Consider the following 15788-nt stretch of genomic DNA (forward strand, 5'->3'; position numbering starts at 1 on the left):
CTAGCCAAATACTCCCATAAAACAACCGGCTAACTACATGGGTTGTTATGCCTTTAATACCGTGCGGCAAAGGATACGCCGAAAAAACACACCGAGCAGGCATAGTAAAATAAACAAATTATATAAGAAATGATCCCGATCAATACGCTAAGTTTCAATATAAGCCATAATTGTAATAAGAAGTGTTATCATTTATATTACCCAGATAACGTGTTCACGTACTTTTCATCGCTTTAAAGGAGTGTTTTATGAAAACGGTTTCCCGGCTGGCACTTGCCATCGCCATTAGTGCTGCCACACCCGTTGCTCTTGCAGCGACAGCAACAGAAGTTTTAAAAACTTACGGCGATATTGCTGAAGCGACCTATTCTGACTCATTGAGCATGGCCAACACATTAAAAGCTAAAATTGATGCAATGTTAGCTGAACCAACACAAGCAACATTGGATGCGGCACGTAAAGCGTGGTTAGCCGCACGTGTTCCTTACCAACAAACGGAAGCGTATCGTTTTGGTAACGCTATTGTTGATGACTGGGAAGGCAAGGTCAATGCATGGCCATTAGATGAAGGCCTGATCGATTACGTTGACGCGAACAGTTACGGTTCTGAATCTGATGAGAACCCCGTTTATGCTGCCAACGTGATAGCTAACACATCAATTACTATTGGTAACGAAACCGTTGATGTAACCGATATCACACCTGTTTTGCTGTCTGATACTCTACAAGAAGCCGATGAAGTTGAGTCTAATGTAGCAACTGGCTACCACGCTATTGAGTTTTTACTGTGGGGCCAAGACCTTAACGGTACAGAACCTGGCGCCGGTAATCGTCCAGCAACTGACTTCAGCCTAGACAATTGCACCGGCGGTCATTGTGATCGTCGTCGTGCCTACTTAGAAGCAGCGACTGATCTCTTGATTTCTGATCTAGAAGAGATGACTGAAAACTGGAAAGAGGGCGGTGACGCTCGCAAACAGTTAGCCGAGAAAGGCGAAAAGGGCGGTCTAGCGACTATGCTCACAGGTATGGGTTCGCTATCTTATGGTGAGCTCGCGGGTGAACGTATTAAACTGGGTCTGATGCTGCATGACCCAGAAGAAGAGCACGATTGCTTCTCTGATAACACGCACAACTCCCACTATTACGATGCTAAAAGCATCAAAAATGTTTACATGGGTACTTACACCCGTGTTGACGGCAGCGTAGTAAGCGGCCCGAGTTTATCTGATCTGGTTAAAGCTCAAGCTCCCGAAGTGGATACCCAGTTGGTTAGCGAGCTAAATGCAACAGAAGCCGCCATGCAAGCGATGGTTGATGAGGCAGAAAAGGGCAATACCTTTGATGTACTGATTGGCAGCGGTAACACTGAAGGCAATAGGGTTGTTCAAAAAGTAGTAGACGCACTAACAACACAAACCAAGTCAATCGAGAAAGCGATTAGCACTCTCGGCTTGGACAATATCGAATTGGAAGGATCCGACAGCTTAGACAACCCTAGCTCAATTCAGGGATAAATGTCGGCACTGCACCACACCCTGTTCATTGTGGGAACAGTAGCGATCTCATGCTTAACCGCCGAGATCGCTACTTCGTTACCACTGCTGTCGATCCAGGGAAACGCACCAACCGCGGGCGCTGCAACACTGCATAAGCCCGCGTCGCCTAACGCTTTCGCGCAGCCTGCCAGTAACTTGTCTTTTGAAGAGCGCATGCCCTTCAACTTAGGGCACAGTTTATTCAAGAAACTCTGGGTATCATCACCGTCTTCGACTACCGCTAGCGATGGCTTGGGGCCTCTGTTTAATGCTCGGTCTTGCATGCGCTGCCACGTTAGGGACGGGAGAGGCCATCCACCCGATGTAGGTCAACTAAAGCCCGCAACATCGACGGTTATACATCTGAGCATTACTCCACAGAACGAGCAGCAAGAAACATTACTCGCCCAAGGTAAACTGGGAGTCATTCCGGAACCAGCTTATGGCAATCAATTACAAGACATGTCTATTCAAGGGCTACCCGCTGAAGGGCGCATAGCACTGGAGTATGACGAGCACACCGTTACGCTTGCTGATGGCGAACAAGTTAGCTTACGAAAACCTAGAATCACGATCACCGACTTAAGCTATGGGCCGTTCCACCCCGATACTATGATGTCCATGCGCGTAGCACCAGCGATGGTAGGCCTCGGTTTGCTCGAAGCAATTTCTGAAGCCGATTTGCTAGCCCACGAAGACCCCGAGGACCTTAACCAAGATGGTATTTCGGGTCACGCCAATCGAGTCTGGGATTACAAAACGCAACAGACCGCCATAGGCCGCTTTGGCTGGAAAGCCGGCCATCCCACTATTGAACAACAAAATAGCATGGCGTTGCGCAATGATATCGGTATATCCAACACACTGTTCCCTGCTGGTTTTGCCGATTGCACTGAGGCACAATCTTTGTGCCAATCGTTACCCGACGGGAACAGTCAGCACCTAGATGGTGTCGAAGCATCTGACGACATGGTAAAGATGCTCACATTTTACACCCAGCATCTTGCCGTACCCGATAAGCGTAATCGCCATTCTGGTTCCGTCGAACGAGGCGAGCAGCTATTTTCGCGCATTGGTTGCAGCCAATGCCATATACCCAGTTACCAAACACGATCCGACACGGTAGCAAGCCTGGCCGACCAAACGATTTGGCCGTACACCGACTTACTACTGCATGACATGGGAGAGGGCCTTGCTGATCATCGCCCCGAATACCAAGCCAACGGGCGTGAATGGCGCACTCCCGCTTTGTGGGGTATTGGGTTAACTCAGATGGTGAGCGGTCATACTCAATTCTTACATGACGGCCGTGCGAGGAACCTACAGGAGGCCATCTTATGGCATGGCGGGGAAGCCGACGCTGCTCGACAACACTATAGCCAGCTCACGGCAAATGAGCGAAAGGATCTGATCCAATTTCTGGAGTCATTATAAATGAAGTTTTCGACTACCTTATTAGCGGCCGCATTAGCTTCGGCCACTGGTTATTCCAGTTTAGTTTTAGCAGCACCAGAGCCTTCTACATGGGCCGAACTGAACCAGAGCATTATTCATAGTCACGTTATGCCGCGCTATGAACAGCTAGGGACGAACAGCCTTAAACTGTCCGAAGCCACCCAAGACCTCTGCTCAGTAGACACTCCCGCGGCCCAAAAAGCTGACCGGTTAACCGCCGCACAAGACGCTTACCGCAACGCCATGGATGCTTGGCAGGGGATTCAGCACATTCAATTTGGCCCTATTACACTGCTCATGCGTAACTTTAGTCTTGAGTATTGGCCCGATAAAAAGAACACAGGCGCTCGCCAGCTCCGCCAAGCACTTACAATGCCCGAGCCAGCCTATGATACCGAGTTTTTTCATGCGGCCAGCGTCAGCATCAAAGGGTTTCCTGCACTTGAGCGCCTATTATTCGCTCCCTCTGCTACATCAGACCTAACCCCTAACTCTCCTCATTGTGAGTTAGCCGTAGGCATTGCAGAACATATCAACTGGAACGTCGCTTCTGTCCATGATGAGTGGGAAGCCGAGGCCGAATCGATGGCCGTTGTCGGGGAAGAGGAGAACTATGAATCTCATAAAGATGCCGCCACCGCATTTATGAAATCCTTAGTAGAACCGCTAGAAGCCATTCGTGATAACAAGCTGCTGGCACCTTTAGGTGATACACCAGAAGAGACACGATGGAAAAAGAGTGAGTCTTGGCGCAGCGGTATTTCGATTGCGAATGTGCGTACAAATATAGCCACATTGCATGAGCTATACAGCAATACGAGCCCTCTTAACGTAGAAGCCGTGCTAGCGGATAATGGTCAATCAGACCTAGCGACAGAGATCGACGCACTCTTTGAAAAAGCTCAAGCGCAACTTGCGCCTATTACCGAACCTGCAAATACCGTCACGCCGAAGCAACGCGAACAAATGTTAGCAGCAGCGGACACTATTCGAGCGCTTAAAAACAACTTACTTGATGCCATGCAATTGTTAGATGTGCAATTAGGATTTAACAGCCGTGATGGAGATTAATCGTCGTCAGTTTTTAAAATGGCTTACCATTGCGCCTGCCGTCAGCAGCTCCTTCTCGCTAGCGGCCAAGGCTGAGGATAGCCAAGCGATAATAGATGGTCAGGCGCTATATGCTTCGGCCAGCCAAGGCGACGACGGGCTGTACTATATTCATGTTGTAAATAGTGAAGGCCATGAGCTGATGAGACACTCCGTTCCGGATCGCGCTCATCAAGTCATCAGCCACCCCACACGTCCGTGGATTCTGGGAATTGCGCGTCGTCCCGGCACTTTTATTGAAATTGTCGATTACCAGACATTAACGCTGGTTAAACGGGTGGAGAGCGAACCGGGTTACCATCTATATGGTCATGCTCAAGTCACTGACGATGGTCGATATATCATCACTACCGAAAACAATATGGCAACTGATGAGGGCATGGTCATTGTTCGGGATATTGAAGACGACTTTGCCGTCGTCAAACGCTTTCGTACACAAGGGATAGGGCCGCACCAAGTCATTTTATCTCGCGATCAGAAAACGCTCGTCGTTGCCAATGGAGGTATTCGTACCGAAGGACGCGAAAAGACAAACCTCGATACAATGAAGCCGTCGCTTGTGTATTTAGATGCACACAGCGGTGCTTTATTGGAGCAAGCTTTTTTGGCCGATGAATATCACCAATGCAGCATCCGCCATATTGACCTGTCTGCACAAGGGCAGGTCATTATCGCAATGCAGTATCAAGGGCACCCAGCCGATCAAGTTCCCATCATGGCTAGCCATCGACGAGGAGAGCCGCTAAGGCCACTTGAGATTCCTCCCGCATTACAAAGCCAATTGGATCAATACTGCGGTAGCGCTTGTTTTGATCAGTCTGGCTTATATGCTGCAGTATCCGCCCCTCGCGGAGATCAAGTCATGATCTGGGACATGATGGATTACACCCTGATAGGCACGGTGAAAACCAAAGATGGATGCGGTTTAGCGCGCACCCATAAAGCAGGGGAGTTTATTGTCAGTACGGGGCGAGGGCGCTTATACCATGTGGATGTGGCCGGTCTAGAGCGCAAAGCTATTCGTTTTGATGCTACGCCAGTCCACTGGGATAATCATTTATTTCCGGTCATAGCTTAACAAAGCCACAGCCTTACACTGAAAAAGGGCCTGAAACACATACGTTTCAGGCCCTTTTTTTATGGCTGTTTACTGCAGTGCAAAATTGAAATCACCTTCAATATCATCACTATTATCCATCACCAGATCAAAACTTCCCGATGCACTGTATGTGCCTAAAGCGCTCAATGTTATTGTTCCGCTAACAGCACGTATCACCTCAGGATCGTCTAAGTAGCCACCCATTTCCGCCGCAGACGTATGCAGCCTTACTAACACTTGGTTGCCTACTAGATCGTCTGTTACATAATTATTGACGACCGTGTAGTTACCCGCCGTAGGCTTATTCAAAAACTCGAAATAGAACATGATGTATTGGCCACCATAGGGCGCCATAACGCCAATTTCGTAGCTTTTAGAATCACCAGATTCAACGGCGTCTAAGGCAGGAGTAACCGTGGTTTGCGTCTCAAGGTCTTCAAGCTGGCCGCACACTCCATCAGAACTGTCTAGGTCATTGTAAAGGCCAGAAGTAAAGCTGAGCGTACCAAAATCAAATGCAGGCACATCGCTAAGGTGTTTAAAATCGATGCGGCCATACGCATCAGCACCACAATAAAGCACCATGGCTAGCTCTGAGCCATCGGCATTACGATAGTACTTTTGCGTTTCGTCATCACAAATCTCCATGTCCTCTTCGCCGGTATCTACATCTAACCAGTCGGACACATCGATTGTTTCAGGTCCATTCACATAACAACTGGTCACAAGCGATGACGTCGCATTGACCTCTTCGGAAATGCTCACAGCCACACTTTCTATTCCGACATCGGCGGTCATCGTGTAGGTTTGTCCGCCAAAAGAATAACTGTCATTCAAGGTGAACGAGAACGCCGAAGCCGAGCGCCATACCCCAGCCTGCTGGTAATTTATAATATCGGCTTCTGATATTTCTATGAGGTCATCAATATCATCAGCCACATCTAAACTGGCCAATGTAATCTGAAAGTGAGCTAACGCATTAAACGCACTTACTAACTCCCGATCGTTGCCGATTTCATCCAATGGAATTTGATTAAGTATCGACAATAGAGTCTCATCTGCTTCAAACGCTTCTACCGTTTGCTCGAAATTGATAGTTTGATTATTGAAGTAGTCTTGTACCGTTGCCGAAATAGTTATTCCGTTATCAGGATCGCCATCCGCATCCAGCGATTGTAAAAAGCGCAGTAAATTAACAACCGTATCGTCGTTTTCATCTGCCGCATCAGGGACTAAGTCCAACGGTGTAATCACTGTCGAGCCATTGGCGCTTCCTAACACCACATCTCCCACCGTGAATAATACCGTCCCGCCTACCGAATAAATAAAGGTACCGTTAGCGTCGGTAACACCCGTGATATCACCAGAGGTGTACTGTAAACCTTCCACAGGACTGTCTAAAAATCGGCCTTCTGCTGTTGCCGGTTCGTCATCATCACTGGATGACCCTCCGCCACCGCCGCATCCTGTTAGCGCAAGCATAACGCTTAATGTCGTTATTGCCGCAAAACGTGTGTTCCACATAGCCCTCTCCTTGACCTAATTTAGTTCCGAATACCCCAGCCTTAGTAAAACTGATCCTATCCCCTCATCCGTTGAATTGCCCTAACCATTTTTAGTGAGTCATTAAAGCGACACTCACTCATTCTTGCGCCAGGCGAACCCCTCTGCAACGTGATGTGCCATCAGGCGATAAAAAATATTAAAAAAAAAGTGTAAGGAATCGCTCCGTGTTTCGACTAAAGCTATTAGTAAGCAACATATCGTTTACCGTTTCTCTTATAAACCCAACATAAATTAGAAGGTAATAGTTATGAACGCAGGTAAAAAAATCGTAGCCACATTAGGCACCGCTGTTTTATTGAGCACAACATCCCTTGCTATCGCAGCCGACATGGACAAGACAGCAGAGATGAAAAAAGCTGACATGATGCATAAAGCTGATGACATGAAAAAAGAAGGCATGATGCATAAAGCCGACGACATGAAAAAAGATGACATGATGCATAAAGCAGACGACATGAAAAAAGATGACATGATGCATAAAGCAGACGACATGAAAAAAGATGACATGATGCATAAAGCAGACGACATGAAAAAAGATGACATGATGCATAAAGCGGATGACATGAAAAAAACAGACATGATGGGTGAAGCAAAAAAGAAAATGGAAGGTTAAGCATCTCTTTCCAGCCAAGATTGATCACCCTGTAAGAGGCCACTTGATCTTGGCAGTTTCCCACCGGCTAGCTTTTAGAAAACAACCAATAGAAGCTAGCTGGTCGCTTAACCTTCCACCCCAGTTCTTGTGAAGATAAAACTACGCTGTTGATGATAGTCCTGTCACGTACACCGGCCTAAACGATCCAAGGTGCGTCAATGCACCACATACTGCACTCAAAACGTTTTTGATAGATTACACGCCAAAACAACTAGCCCTGCTTTACTAGTCGCCATGCGCTATTAAGAAGCGGGTAATAGGGAGATTTAGGCGTGAGCCACTCAACATCCGGTATTGCCTCTATCAACGGTTCAGCAACCGATACGTTAGAGAAATCACACAGCGATTCAGCCATGCATAAGCGCCGTTATATGACCTTATGGCGCATTCATTTTTTTGCGGGCCTGTATGTCGTCCCTTTTATGCTAATGCTTAGCATTACAGGCATCATTATGATGTTATATACGCCTGTACTCGAACCCTTACTACACCCCAACCTTGTTAAACTACCCGCCCATGAAGCAAGCGCTAGCTATCAAACATGGGAGCAACAACGCCATGCTGTCAGCCTCCAATATCCTGACGCGACCATCAAACAAATGATTGTCCCGCATGCTCCATCCGAACCCACACGATTTGTCTTGAGCACCTCCGAAGGAGCTAACCAGCTCACCTTTGTTGACCCTTATACTAGCCAGGTTTTAGGCAGCCTTAATCAGGATGATACTCTGTACGCATGGGCCGATAATATTCACGGGACTATTTTGTTAGGCTCCTGGGGTGACGCTATGATCGAGCTGGCGGCGATACTCACTTTTGTGATGCTCTTTACGGGTGTCTATTTATGGACCGCACGTCGGCGTACGGGTCTATCGCAATGGAAGCCTCACTGGAAACGTAAGGGGCGCTCATTATGGCGAGAGCTGCATACCATGACAGGTGTCTATGTAGCCATGGCGCTATTGTTGTTCGCAATCACCGGTTTATCCTGGACGGGGATTACCGGCGCTAAAGTGCTGCAAGCCTGGGGGAGCTTCCCCGCTGGCGTATACGACGGCATTCCAACCTCTAAACTTACCCATGCCGACCTCAATCCTGGAGTGCACGAAGAGGTACCGTGGAACTTAGAACAATTACCGCTACCGGCATCTGGTTCACTAGCCGGTTTACCCGGTATTCCCAAAACCCAACCCGTTAACCTAGACACCGTAGTTAGCTACGCACGTGATAACGGCATGACCTATTTCCGTGTAAATCTGCCCAAAAGCGAAACGGAAGTCTACTCTGTGATGGCCGCCACCATGAGCCGCGATATTACTGATGCGACTCAAGACAGAAGCCTGCATTTGGATCAGTACACAGGGAACGTTTTGGCCGATATTACCTTTGATGAATACGGGCTAATGGCAAAAGCGATGGCCATTGGGATCCCATTACACATGGGGACGTGGACAAGGCTCAACCTTGTTATCAACACGGTGCTCTGTTTGCTCATTATCTTTTTATCCGTGGGAGGCTATATGCTCTGGTGGAAGCGCCGCCCGACAAACGCTGGTTTTAAGCTAGTACCGCCACCAAAAGCCAAGTCGTAAGCCCCATACATCACTCACCAAGGCACCTAGCAGGCGCCTTGGTCTTTCTTGTACGCTTTATAAGCTTTATGCGGGACTAAACCGCTCCATACGCAACGGCGTTATGGGCAAGTGCACTAAGGCGGCCAGCAAGCCTAATAGGGCGCTCAGGATTAACGCTAAATCATAAGAACCAAACCATTCAAAGGTTAAACCAGCCCACCAGCTGCCAAAAAAAGCACCGATTTGATGGCTAAGCATTACCATGCCGAACAATGAAGCTAAATTTTTCGTCCCAAAAATTTGTGCAACACTACCGCTGGTCAATGGCACGGTAGACAACCACAACATGCCCATCAAGCCACTAAACAGATAGAAAATCGTGTCAGTTTTAGGCAGCAAGAGCAACGCGATCAATAAACACGCACGCAACCAATACACTAAAACAAGCAACCACGGTTTATGCCACTTATCCCCAGCCCAGCCGATTAAGATCACACCTATTACATTCATGATACCGATGATAGCTAAGGAGTCTGACGCCACGGCGGGTAACAAACCACAATACGCTACCAGCCCTGACATATGCACAGTGATAAAAGCAATATGAAAACCGCACACAAAAAAACCTACATTGAGCAGCTGATATTCACGCACTTTAAAAGCGCGGCCAATCATCCCCCAGTCAAAAATGGTCCTTAGCGATAGCGGCTTAGCCGTTTGGCTAGGGTTCGTATTCGATGATGGCGCTTCACGATTCACAAACCCTAAGACTAAACACAAAGCAGCAACACTGGTCACAGCACACCAAAAATACGTACCCGACCAGCCAGCAACCGGAGCCAGCTTACCAACAAACAATGCAAAGCCAAACTGGCCTAGCGAGCCACCAGCCGTGGCAATACCTAACGCTAGTGACCGTCTATGAGCCGGAAAGCGTTTTCCCACTACAGCCAACACAATAGGGAAGGTGGTTGCACCCGCGCCAATACCAATCAACAACGCGTTACCCACAAAAAAAAGAACACCGCTATCGGCAGCACTGGCAACGAGAAGGCCCACACCATAAATGAGAATGCCCCCCAGCAGTACACGCGCTGTACCAAAACGCTCGGCTAATAAGCCAGCCACGGGCGCAACAGCCCCCCAAATTAAATTTTGAACAGCAAAGCCTAGCGAGATTTCAGAAACAGGGATCGATAAACCCGCACTCATTTGCGGCATCATCAAGCTCACGCTTTGCCGAATCCCCATGTTGTACGCCAAAATGAGTACAGCACACGCTAAAAGCCACCAGGGGCTTATCGCCTTTAGTTTTTCCATGCCCTTTCCTATTTGCACTTATTCATTGTTAGTGAAATACCGCTCTATCGGCATATTCACCACACAAGCTAAGCGAGGCAATCAAAACTTGGCTTTATATAGCGCAATTCACTGTTTACCTTAACGCTGGCGATAAGGGATCTGACAATAAGTGATACCGCGAATAGGCGATACGCCATTCTTGGCTAGATACATACTCAAGGAGTTCATAGACGGGCTAATGTTGGGTGTGGGGCCTAAGAAGATATGCAAAATCTTAGGTTTTTCCTGCTGTGGAGCAACTAACGAAAACTTAAAGTAGGGGACTAACATGTGCGTCCCTTCACGAAAATGCACCGACGAGTCTTTAAAATCCGTTACGATAGGCGAAACGATTCGCCATTCGGCTTCTTCTTGGAATGATGGGTGCTTTAAAATAGCCGCAATACGTAATAAATCACTTTCGACCCGCTCAAACACATCCGCAAAAATCTCATCAGTCTGGCAACCGTGTACACCACACGCACTGGCGGCAAGGTCTTCTACATGATCAACAATTTGATGGATCAATTGGCGTTGGCGTTTGGGATCGTACACACACCGCCCAACCATAAACCCTTGCTTACGTGCGCAAGTTAATAAATGGTTGGGATCAAACCCGATGCTTACACCTTTGCCCAAATCACTGTAGCCTCGCCACTGGCTCAGCAGGTTGCCGTTAGCACGGAACGACCCAGAAAAAAGCATATGCCCATTGGTAACACGGCGGGTAATCCAATCTAAAAACTGATTTAGCAAGCGCGGGTTAGGGTGGCCCAATGCGATCCGCTCTTCCACTTCGGCACGCGTTAACGTCACCATATGATTTAGCTCAGCTGAATCATTCATATAGCGAATATCGCTGGCCCACAGGCTGCCGCTTTCGACAATCCCCATCAGACCAGAAAAGGTAGTGTAGTGATAAACAGCTTCAGCCGGTATGTCAGCGTAAAGCGCTTCGGTCATTGAACGTATATTTTCCATGAAGCAGACTATACGACTCTTTTAGTGATAGGTTTATTAAACCATAGCACAGGTTAAAGAATATTCCGGCCTTGCTCTGGGTCACGCGACGCGGCAGCCTGCTCACGAATCTCGTCAGTGTCACTGCTAAGGTCATCATGCTCACCCACTTCTAAATCCGCATCAACCAAGCCGTTAACGCTTCTATCAACGCCTAATGGCGAGGCATTCGGGAGCGTTCCTGAAACAATGGGGGCGTGTGCTTCATTCCCCGTAACCACGACAGGAACACCTTGTGGAAAGATAATCTCACGCGAGTCATCTGGCATACTAATGCCGTTTCTTTCCAGCTCTCGCATAATTAAACGCATCAGAATCGAACCTACTTTTGCCCCACTGTGCGAGCGCTGATCAACCCAGTAATAGATACGTAAGTTAATAGTTGCCGACCCTAATGACTCCACCAGCACCTGCGGCTCGGGATCACCCAATACCGCCTCATGTTTAACCAGCACTTGCATCGCCAAATTTTGCGCCTTTCGAATACTGGCATCATACCCAATGCCCAACATAAAGCTGCCGCGAGCCAGCGGGTTGGCAGTCCAGTTTTTTATCACGTTGGTGTAAATAGTCGCATTAGGGATTTGAATATGATTACCGTCAAAATCGACCAGTGTAGTCGCCCGAGCTGTCATTTTTTGCACAACCCCTTTATGACCATTCACTTCAATCACATCACCAATTTGGAAGGGGCGCTGCACGCTCAACAATAAGCTAGCGATAAAGTTTTCGGCGATATCTTTAAACGCAAACCCCACCACTAAACCAATAACCCCAGTGCCGCTAATAATAGCTACCGCCACTTGAGTGAGCCCCGCAATACGCAAGAAAAAGTAAAAACCAAAGAGAATAATAAACAGCGTAATCGCACGACGTAATACAATTTGAACCAGCTGACTTTGGCCTGCTTGAACAAAAGGCTTCATCAATACATTGGTTAGTGGCCGAGCCAACACAAAGCATACAAAAAGCACCACTAAGCCAATCGCGATCATAGGAAGCACATGTAAACTGGCATACCACAAGCGCGTCATCTCCGCGCGCACAGGAGCCATGTCCAGCACACTCGTCTCCGCGACAGTTATATTGTTGATCACGGCAACGACGCCTTCCACGTTTTTAGCGATGTCAGCCGCCCAAGCAACAAAACGCTCCTGCGTCACCTCTCCCGATAAAAAGACCAACCCCTGACGGGACTCGACTGATAAATCCGTGTACTGCTCAGCCGTGGTTAAAATACCGAAGACTCGTGACTGAATCTTTGCATCATTAATAGGCTGGTTCGCATCGATAACACGTTCGGTATTTTCGAACTCGGCCGCAGTTACAGCAGAAGTAGAAGAGGCATCATTGATCGCATGATGTGTTTCAGATGTCAGCCCCCACGCCGGCGCACAAAAAAGCCAAACACAAAGCACTGTATTAATCATGTTCCTGAAGCGGGGTAAGCACTTATTCATATCACATCCTTATTAGCACGCGTGGCTTGAGTCTCAGATAATAAGTACAAAACTCATAAATGAACAACGAAAGGCGGCAACTTAACAGAACCCGCCGGTAGGATTCGGGTACGATTGCTGCTGATCTAATGCTTTCATTACTGATTAACTGATGCACTTGATCAATTGTGTGAGGTTCTTTTCAGCCGGTTAAGTTAAAGCGATGGCACAATTAAGTACATAGCCAAACCTGTCATAATGGTTCCACAGCCTATTTTGGAGCAGGAGTATAGGCCTCCTAAGCAAGCTATATTATAGGTTTCTATCTTAGCTAGAATTCCTAATTAATCTCTTAGATGCCATTTCCCTTCAGTATCTTTCCAAAAAGCTATATTTGGTCGAAAAACAGAGTCTAAATAAGTACTTTCATAAGATATTGGCTGAGGAGATAAAGAGACTAATTTCCCTCCTCCGTAAATAACAATATCGGAATTTTTCGCATCGAAGGCTCTTAAGCTAAAGTTGTACTCTGGATCAAAAAGTTCAGAAAACATATTTTCATACCAAGAATCCAAGCTTTCATCGTAGCTTTCTGCAGAATTCTTTAATGAGTCTTCAAATATATATTTAAAATTATTTATATCCTCCTTAAGATCACGATATATTGCCTTATACAAATCAACTATTTGATCTCTTTTCTGCTTATTTAAATTCACTCCTTTTTTTGACCAACTTTTTTCAGGAGCAACAAGTGGTGAGTTAAAGCTAACGACTACTGCCTTTAAAGAATCTTCTCTATATTTAGAGCTAACAACTTCATATCCTATATATTCGATACCGCATTGATCGCCGATCATGCTATCTTCAACAACCATATCAGCGCCTTTCATAAAAACACTTATTTCAAAGAGCCCTCCATTTTTAAAGGAGCTATACCTTAAAGACTCCTCGCATCTAAATCTAATTTTAAAGTATGAGTCTTCCTTAAAAAACACCGGCTCTATACTTATACTATTAACTCCTTCGAAAAGAAAATCATTAAAATTAATACTGGATTTCATACTTCCTAGACCACCCAATGCTTCCAAGAAGTCATAAGGCTGATCATCATTAACCAAAAATATAAAATCGGCATTCCTGTATTCAAAATCGAAACCTAATATCCGATCTTTTATGTCTAGAGCATATGTGAATGAGACTCCGATAACAGACACAAAAAATACTAATAACTTTATAAGATTCATTTAAAACCAACGTTATTTTTAAAAATATATTTATATTTTATCTAAAGTATCCACAGCTGCATAGCTTGCAGGCAGGTAAAAAAATCAATAGCCCTAAGATATCTTTGAGCTATTTAAGCTAGTAGACTTAAGGTTCTACCAACAATACTTCATCAAATTAGTCAGCTGCGATTGATGTAATGGCAAATGTACCATGTAATTTTCAGGGTAGGAGTGAAGGTTTCCTAGGCGAGCTATTGGTTTCATACGCAACTATAAAATTTCAGTCATATTTACTCAAACCAACTAAAATTGACTATTCGTTTAGCTATTATTAGTATCCTGAGTATACATGACAAATTTCAAAGCCATTACCAAAATCACAGAAATAAAAAACTCTTTCTAATCCTACTTCACCTTCATCGTTTGTATAAACCAAGGGGTTAGGAATAATGTTAAACATTTTATTATTAGGTGATAATCTTACAAAGTAATCACCTTCCATTCCTATCTTAAAGTTAGGAGAAAAATTAAGATCTGGCTCAACTAATGGATCTTTATTTAAAAATTCGTTTGCAAAATCATCTACATCATAGCCAATCACATGAGACAAGTGAGTATTAACACTTCTCATCAGATCTTTATATTCACCTTCATTATCATCTTTTATAACCTCGTATACATGAGCATAAGCATCCCAAAGTCTTTTCTTATCATGCGGCTTTAACTGATCTATTTTTTTTGCAGCTATCCAGTTAGGGTCAAGCAAATCATTATCATTTATAGAAAACTCAACTCTCACCCTTTTCGTTGATGGTGAGGAAACCCTATTCTCGTAGCGCATCTGAAAATCAGAAATAAAAACATCATCCAACAAAACAAATGTGTTAGATTCAGATGCCTGAAATTCCTTCCTATCCTTTTTCTTATTTAGCTGATATAGTTTATCACCATCAAACTTAAGCTTAACAAGATTTACAACCTCTTCGCTCGCCCCATTTTCATTTGAAACATCTAAACTTAAATAAAAATCATCCTCGTTAAATGTATAGTTCCTCTCACTATGATTATACGGTTCCATATCAATTACAACTTCATTTTTTCCACTCTTAAAATACTGACTAGCTAGTTGATAAAAATTCATTTCGCCAAATTTCAGATTACTCAGCACCTCTGCATCATTAACATATAGTCTTACAAAAACTCCTTCACCCTGAAGTTTAAAGTAGTATTTACCTTGGTCAGCCATAACATTCCTCACCATCAAAACACAAAATAAAATCACAAATAATCGGTAAAACTTAAATTTCTTTCCATTCATTTTTTTTCCCTATTGATGCAATCAAAGGTTCAGAAAATTCATTTTTAATAAGGTCACTTTGATTTTTTATTTCGCTAATTTTTTACTGAACGCTGACGATAACTTAAAAGAACCAACCGGTAGGGTTCGGGTGCGCTTGCTGCTGATCCAATACTTTCATACCTTTAACGCAGCGAACAATGAGCCAGATGACCCAAAATAAAATAATAAACCAACCCACAAGCACCACCGATGTAATTGCGCCAATCGCTAAGAACAAGAAGCCGATCCAGAAGGTACGTATCTGAAATTGATAGTGTGTTTTTAGCCATTCAGGGGCATCACTTTTGTTAATGTAGGCCATGATGACACCTATCAAGCCTGTAATACCGAATACGATACCTGCTAGGTACAGAATGTAGACCAGCTTTGCAGAGCCGCTATTGGTTGATGAGGTGTTGATCACTT

The 15788-nt window shown here is 45.4% G+C and carries 13 protein-coding genes; 6 read left to right on the forward strand and 7 right to left on the reverse strand.

Features of this window, described 5'->3' with window-relative positions; all coding sequences use genetic code 11:
* The first annotated feature begins 248 nt into the window (after positions 1 to 248).
* The 4 genes from BS617_RS17565 to BS617_RS17580 are packed head-to-tail and all read left to right on the forward strand — an operon-like array spanning position 249 to position 5181.
* The gene (locus BS617_RS17565; protein ID WP_075174304.1) at positions 249 to 1517 is read left to right on the forward strand and encodes an imelysin family protein; all 1269 of its coding nucleotides are present in this window, start codon (positions 249 to 251) and stop codon (positions 1515 to 1517) included.
* Complete coding sequence (locus tag BS617_RS17570) at positions 1518 to 2972, forward strand: di-heme oxidoreductase family protein (protein ID WP_083610194.1); 1455 nt, start codon at positions 1518 to 1520, stop codon at positions 2970 to 2972.
* On the forward strand, positions 2973 to 4064 hold the full coding sequence (locus tag BS617_RS17575; RefSeq protein ID WP_075174305.1) for an imelysin family protein: 1092 nt from the start codon (positions 2973 to 2975) through the stop codon (positions 4062 to 4064).
* A complete protein-coding gene (locus BS617_RS17580; protein WP_075174306.1) occupies positions 4054 to 5181 on the forward strand; it encodes a DUF1513 domain-containing protein in 1128 nt (375 codons plus the stop codon). The genes BS617_RS17575 and BS617_RS17580 overlap by 11 nt, the downstream gene beginning before the upstream one ends.
* Positions 5182 to 5250: 69 nt before the next feature.
* Here BS617_RS17580 and BS617_RS17585 read toward each other — a convergent pair whose 3' ends face one another.
* Complete coding sequence (locus tag BS617_RS17585) at positions 5251 to 6726, reverse strand: hypothetical protein (protein ID WP_075174307.1); 1476 nt, start codon at positions 6724 to 6726, stop codon at positions 5251 to 5253.
* 289 nt (positions 6727 to 7015) lie between these two features.
* Here BS617_RS17585 and BS617_RS18350 point away from each other — a divergent pair, with 289 nt between their 5' ends.
* Both BS617_RS18350 and BS617_RS17595 read left to right on the forward strand, forming a co-directional pair.
* Positions 7016 to 7381 (forward strand): hypothetical protein, encoded by a 366-nt coding sequence (locus tag BS617_RS18350; RefSeq protein WP_075174308.1) that lies wholly within the window; start codon positions 7016 to 7018, stop codon positions 7379 to 7381.
* Positions 7382 to 7695: 314 nt separating this feature from the next.
* Entirely contained in the window at positions 7696 to 9015 is a 1320-nt protein-coding gene (locus BS617_RS17595) for a PepSY-associated TM helix domain-containing protein (RefSeq protein WP_075174309.1), read from the forward strand.
* A gap of 66 nt (positions 9016 to 9081) precedes the next feature.
* Here the strand turns inward: BS617_RS17595 and BS617_RS17600 are convergent, their stop codons facing one another.
* The 6 genes from BS617_RS17600 to BS617_RS17630 form a co-directional block, all read right to left on the reverse strand.
* Positions 9082 to 10317, reverse strand: a complete 1236-nt coding sequence (locus tag BS617_RS17600) for an MFS transporter (RefSeq protein WP_075174310.1) — start codon at positions 10315 to 10317, stop codon at positions 9082 to 9084.
* Between the two features lie 120 nt (positions 10318 to 10437).
* Positions 10438 to 11319 (reverse strand): DUF2971 domain-containing protein, encoded by an 882-nt coding sequence (locus BS617_RS17605; protein ID WP_075174311.1) that lies wholly within the window; start codon positions 11317 to 11319, stop codon positions 10438 to 10440.
* A 53-nt stretch (positions 11320 to 11372) separates the two neighbouring features.
* Positions 11373 to 12818, reverse strand: a complete 1446-nt coding sequence (locus BS617_RS17610) for a mechanosensitive ion channel family protein (RefSeq protein ID WP_083610195.1) — start codon at positions 12816 to 12818, stop codon at positions 11373 to 11375.
* A gap of 323 nt (positions 12819 to 13141) precedes the next feature.
* Positions 13142 to 14041, reverse strand: a complete 900-nt coding sequence (locus tag BS617_RS17620) for a hypothetical protein (RefSeq protein ID WP_075174312.1) — start codon at positions 14039 to 14041, stop codon at positions 13142 to 13144.
* A gap of 313 nt (positions 14042 to 14354) precedes the next feature.
* Complete coding sequence (locus tag BS617_RS17625; protein WP_139303244.1) at positions 14355 to 15269, reverse strand: hypothetical protein; 915 nt, start codon at positions 15267 to 15269, stop codon at positions 14355 to 14357.
* A 175-nt stretch (positions 15270 to 15444) separates the two neighbouring features.
* Positions 15445 to 15788, reverse strand: a 344-nt coding sequence (locus BS617_RS17630; RefSeq protein ID WP_346424317.1) for a DUF4870 family protein, incomplete at its 5' end; no start/stop codon positions are given.

Source organism: Neptunomonas phycophila (assembly GCF_001922575.1).
Lineage (GTDB): Bacteria > Pseudomonadota > Gammaproteobacteria > Pseudomonadales > Balneatricaceae > Neptunomonas > Neptunomonas phycophila.

Coding starts and splice junctions, on each gene's coding strand:
- BS617_RS17565 (WP_075174304.1), top strand. CDS start 249: ATGAAAACGGTTTCCCGGCTGGCACTTGCCATCGCCATTAGTGCTGCC.
- BS617_RS17570 (WP_083610194.1), top strand. CDS start 1,518: ATGTCGGCACTGCACCACACCCTGTTCATTGTGGGAACAGTAGCGATC.
- BS617_RS17575 (WP_075174305.1), top strand. CDS start 2,973: ATGAAGTTTTCGACTACCTTATTAGCGGCCGCATTAGCTTCGGCCACT.
- BS617_RS17580 (WP_075174306.1), top strand. CDS start 4,054: ATGGAGATTAATCGTCGTCAGTTTTTAAAATGGCTTACCATTGCGCCT.
- BS617_RS17585 (WP_075174307.1), bottom strand. CDS start 6,726: ATGTGGAACACACGTTTTGCGGCAATAACGACATTAAGCGTTATGCTT.
- BS617_RS18350 (WP_075174308.1), top strand. CDS start 7,016: ATGAACGCAGGTAAAAAAATCGTAGCCACATTAGGCACCGCTGTTTTA.
- BS617_RS17600 (WP_075174310.1), bottom strand. CDS start 10,317: ATGGAAAAACTAAAGGCGATAAGCCCCTGGTGGCTTTTAGCGTGTGCT.
- BS617_RS17605 (WP_075174311.1), bottom strand. CDS start 11,319: ATGGAAAATATACGTTCAATGACCGAAGCGCTTTACGCTGACATACCG.
- BS617_RS17610 (WP_083610195.1), bottom strand. CDS start 12,818: ATGAATAAGTGCTTACCCCGCTTCAGGAACATGATTAATACAGTGCTT.
- BS617_RS17620 (WP_075174312.1), bottom strand. CDS start 14,041: ATGAATCTTATAAAGTTATTAGTATTTTTTGTGTCTGTTATCGGAGTC.
- BS617_RS17625 (WP_139303244.1), bottom strand. CDS start 15,269: ATGGCTGACCAAGGTAAATACTACTTTAAACTTCAGGGTGAAGGAGTT.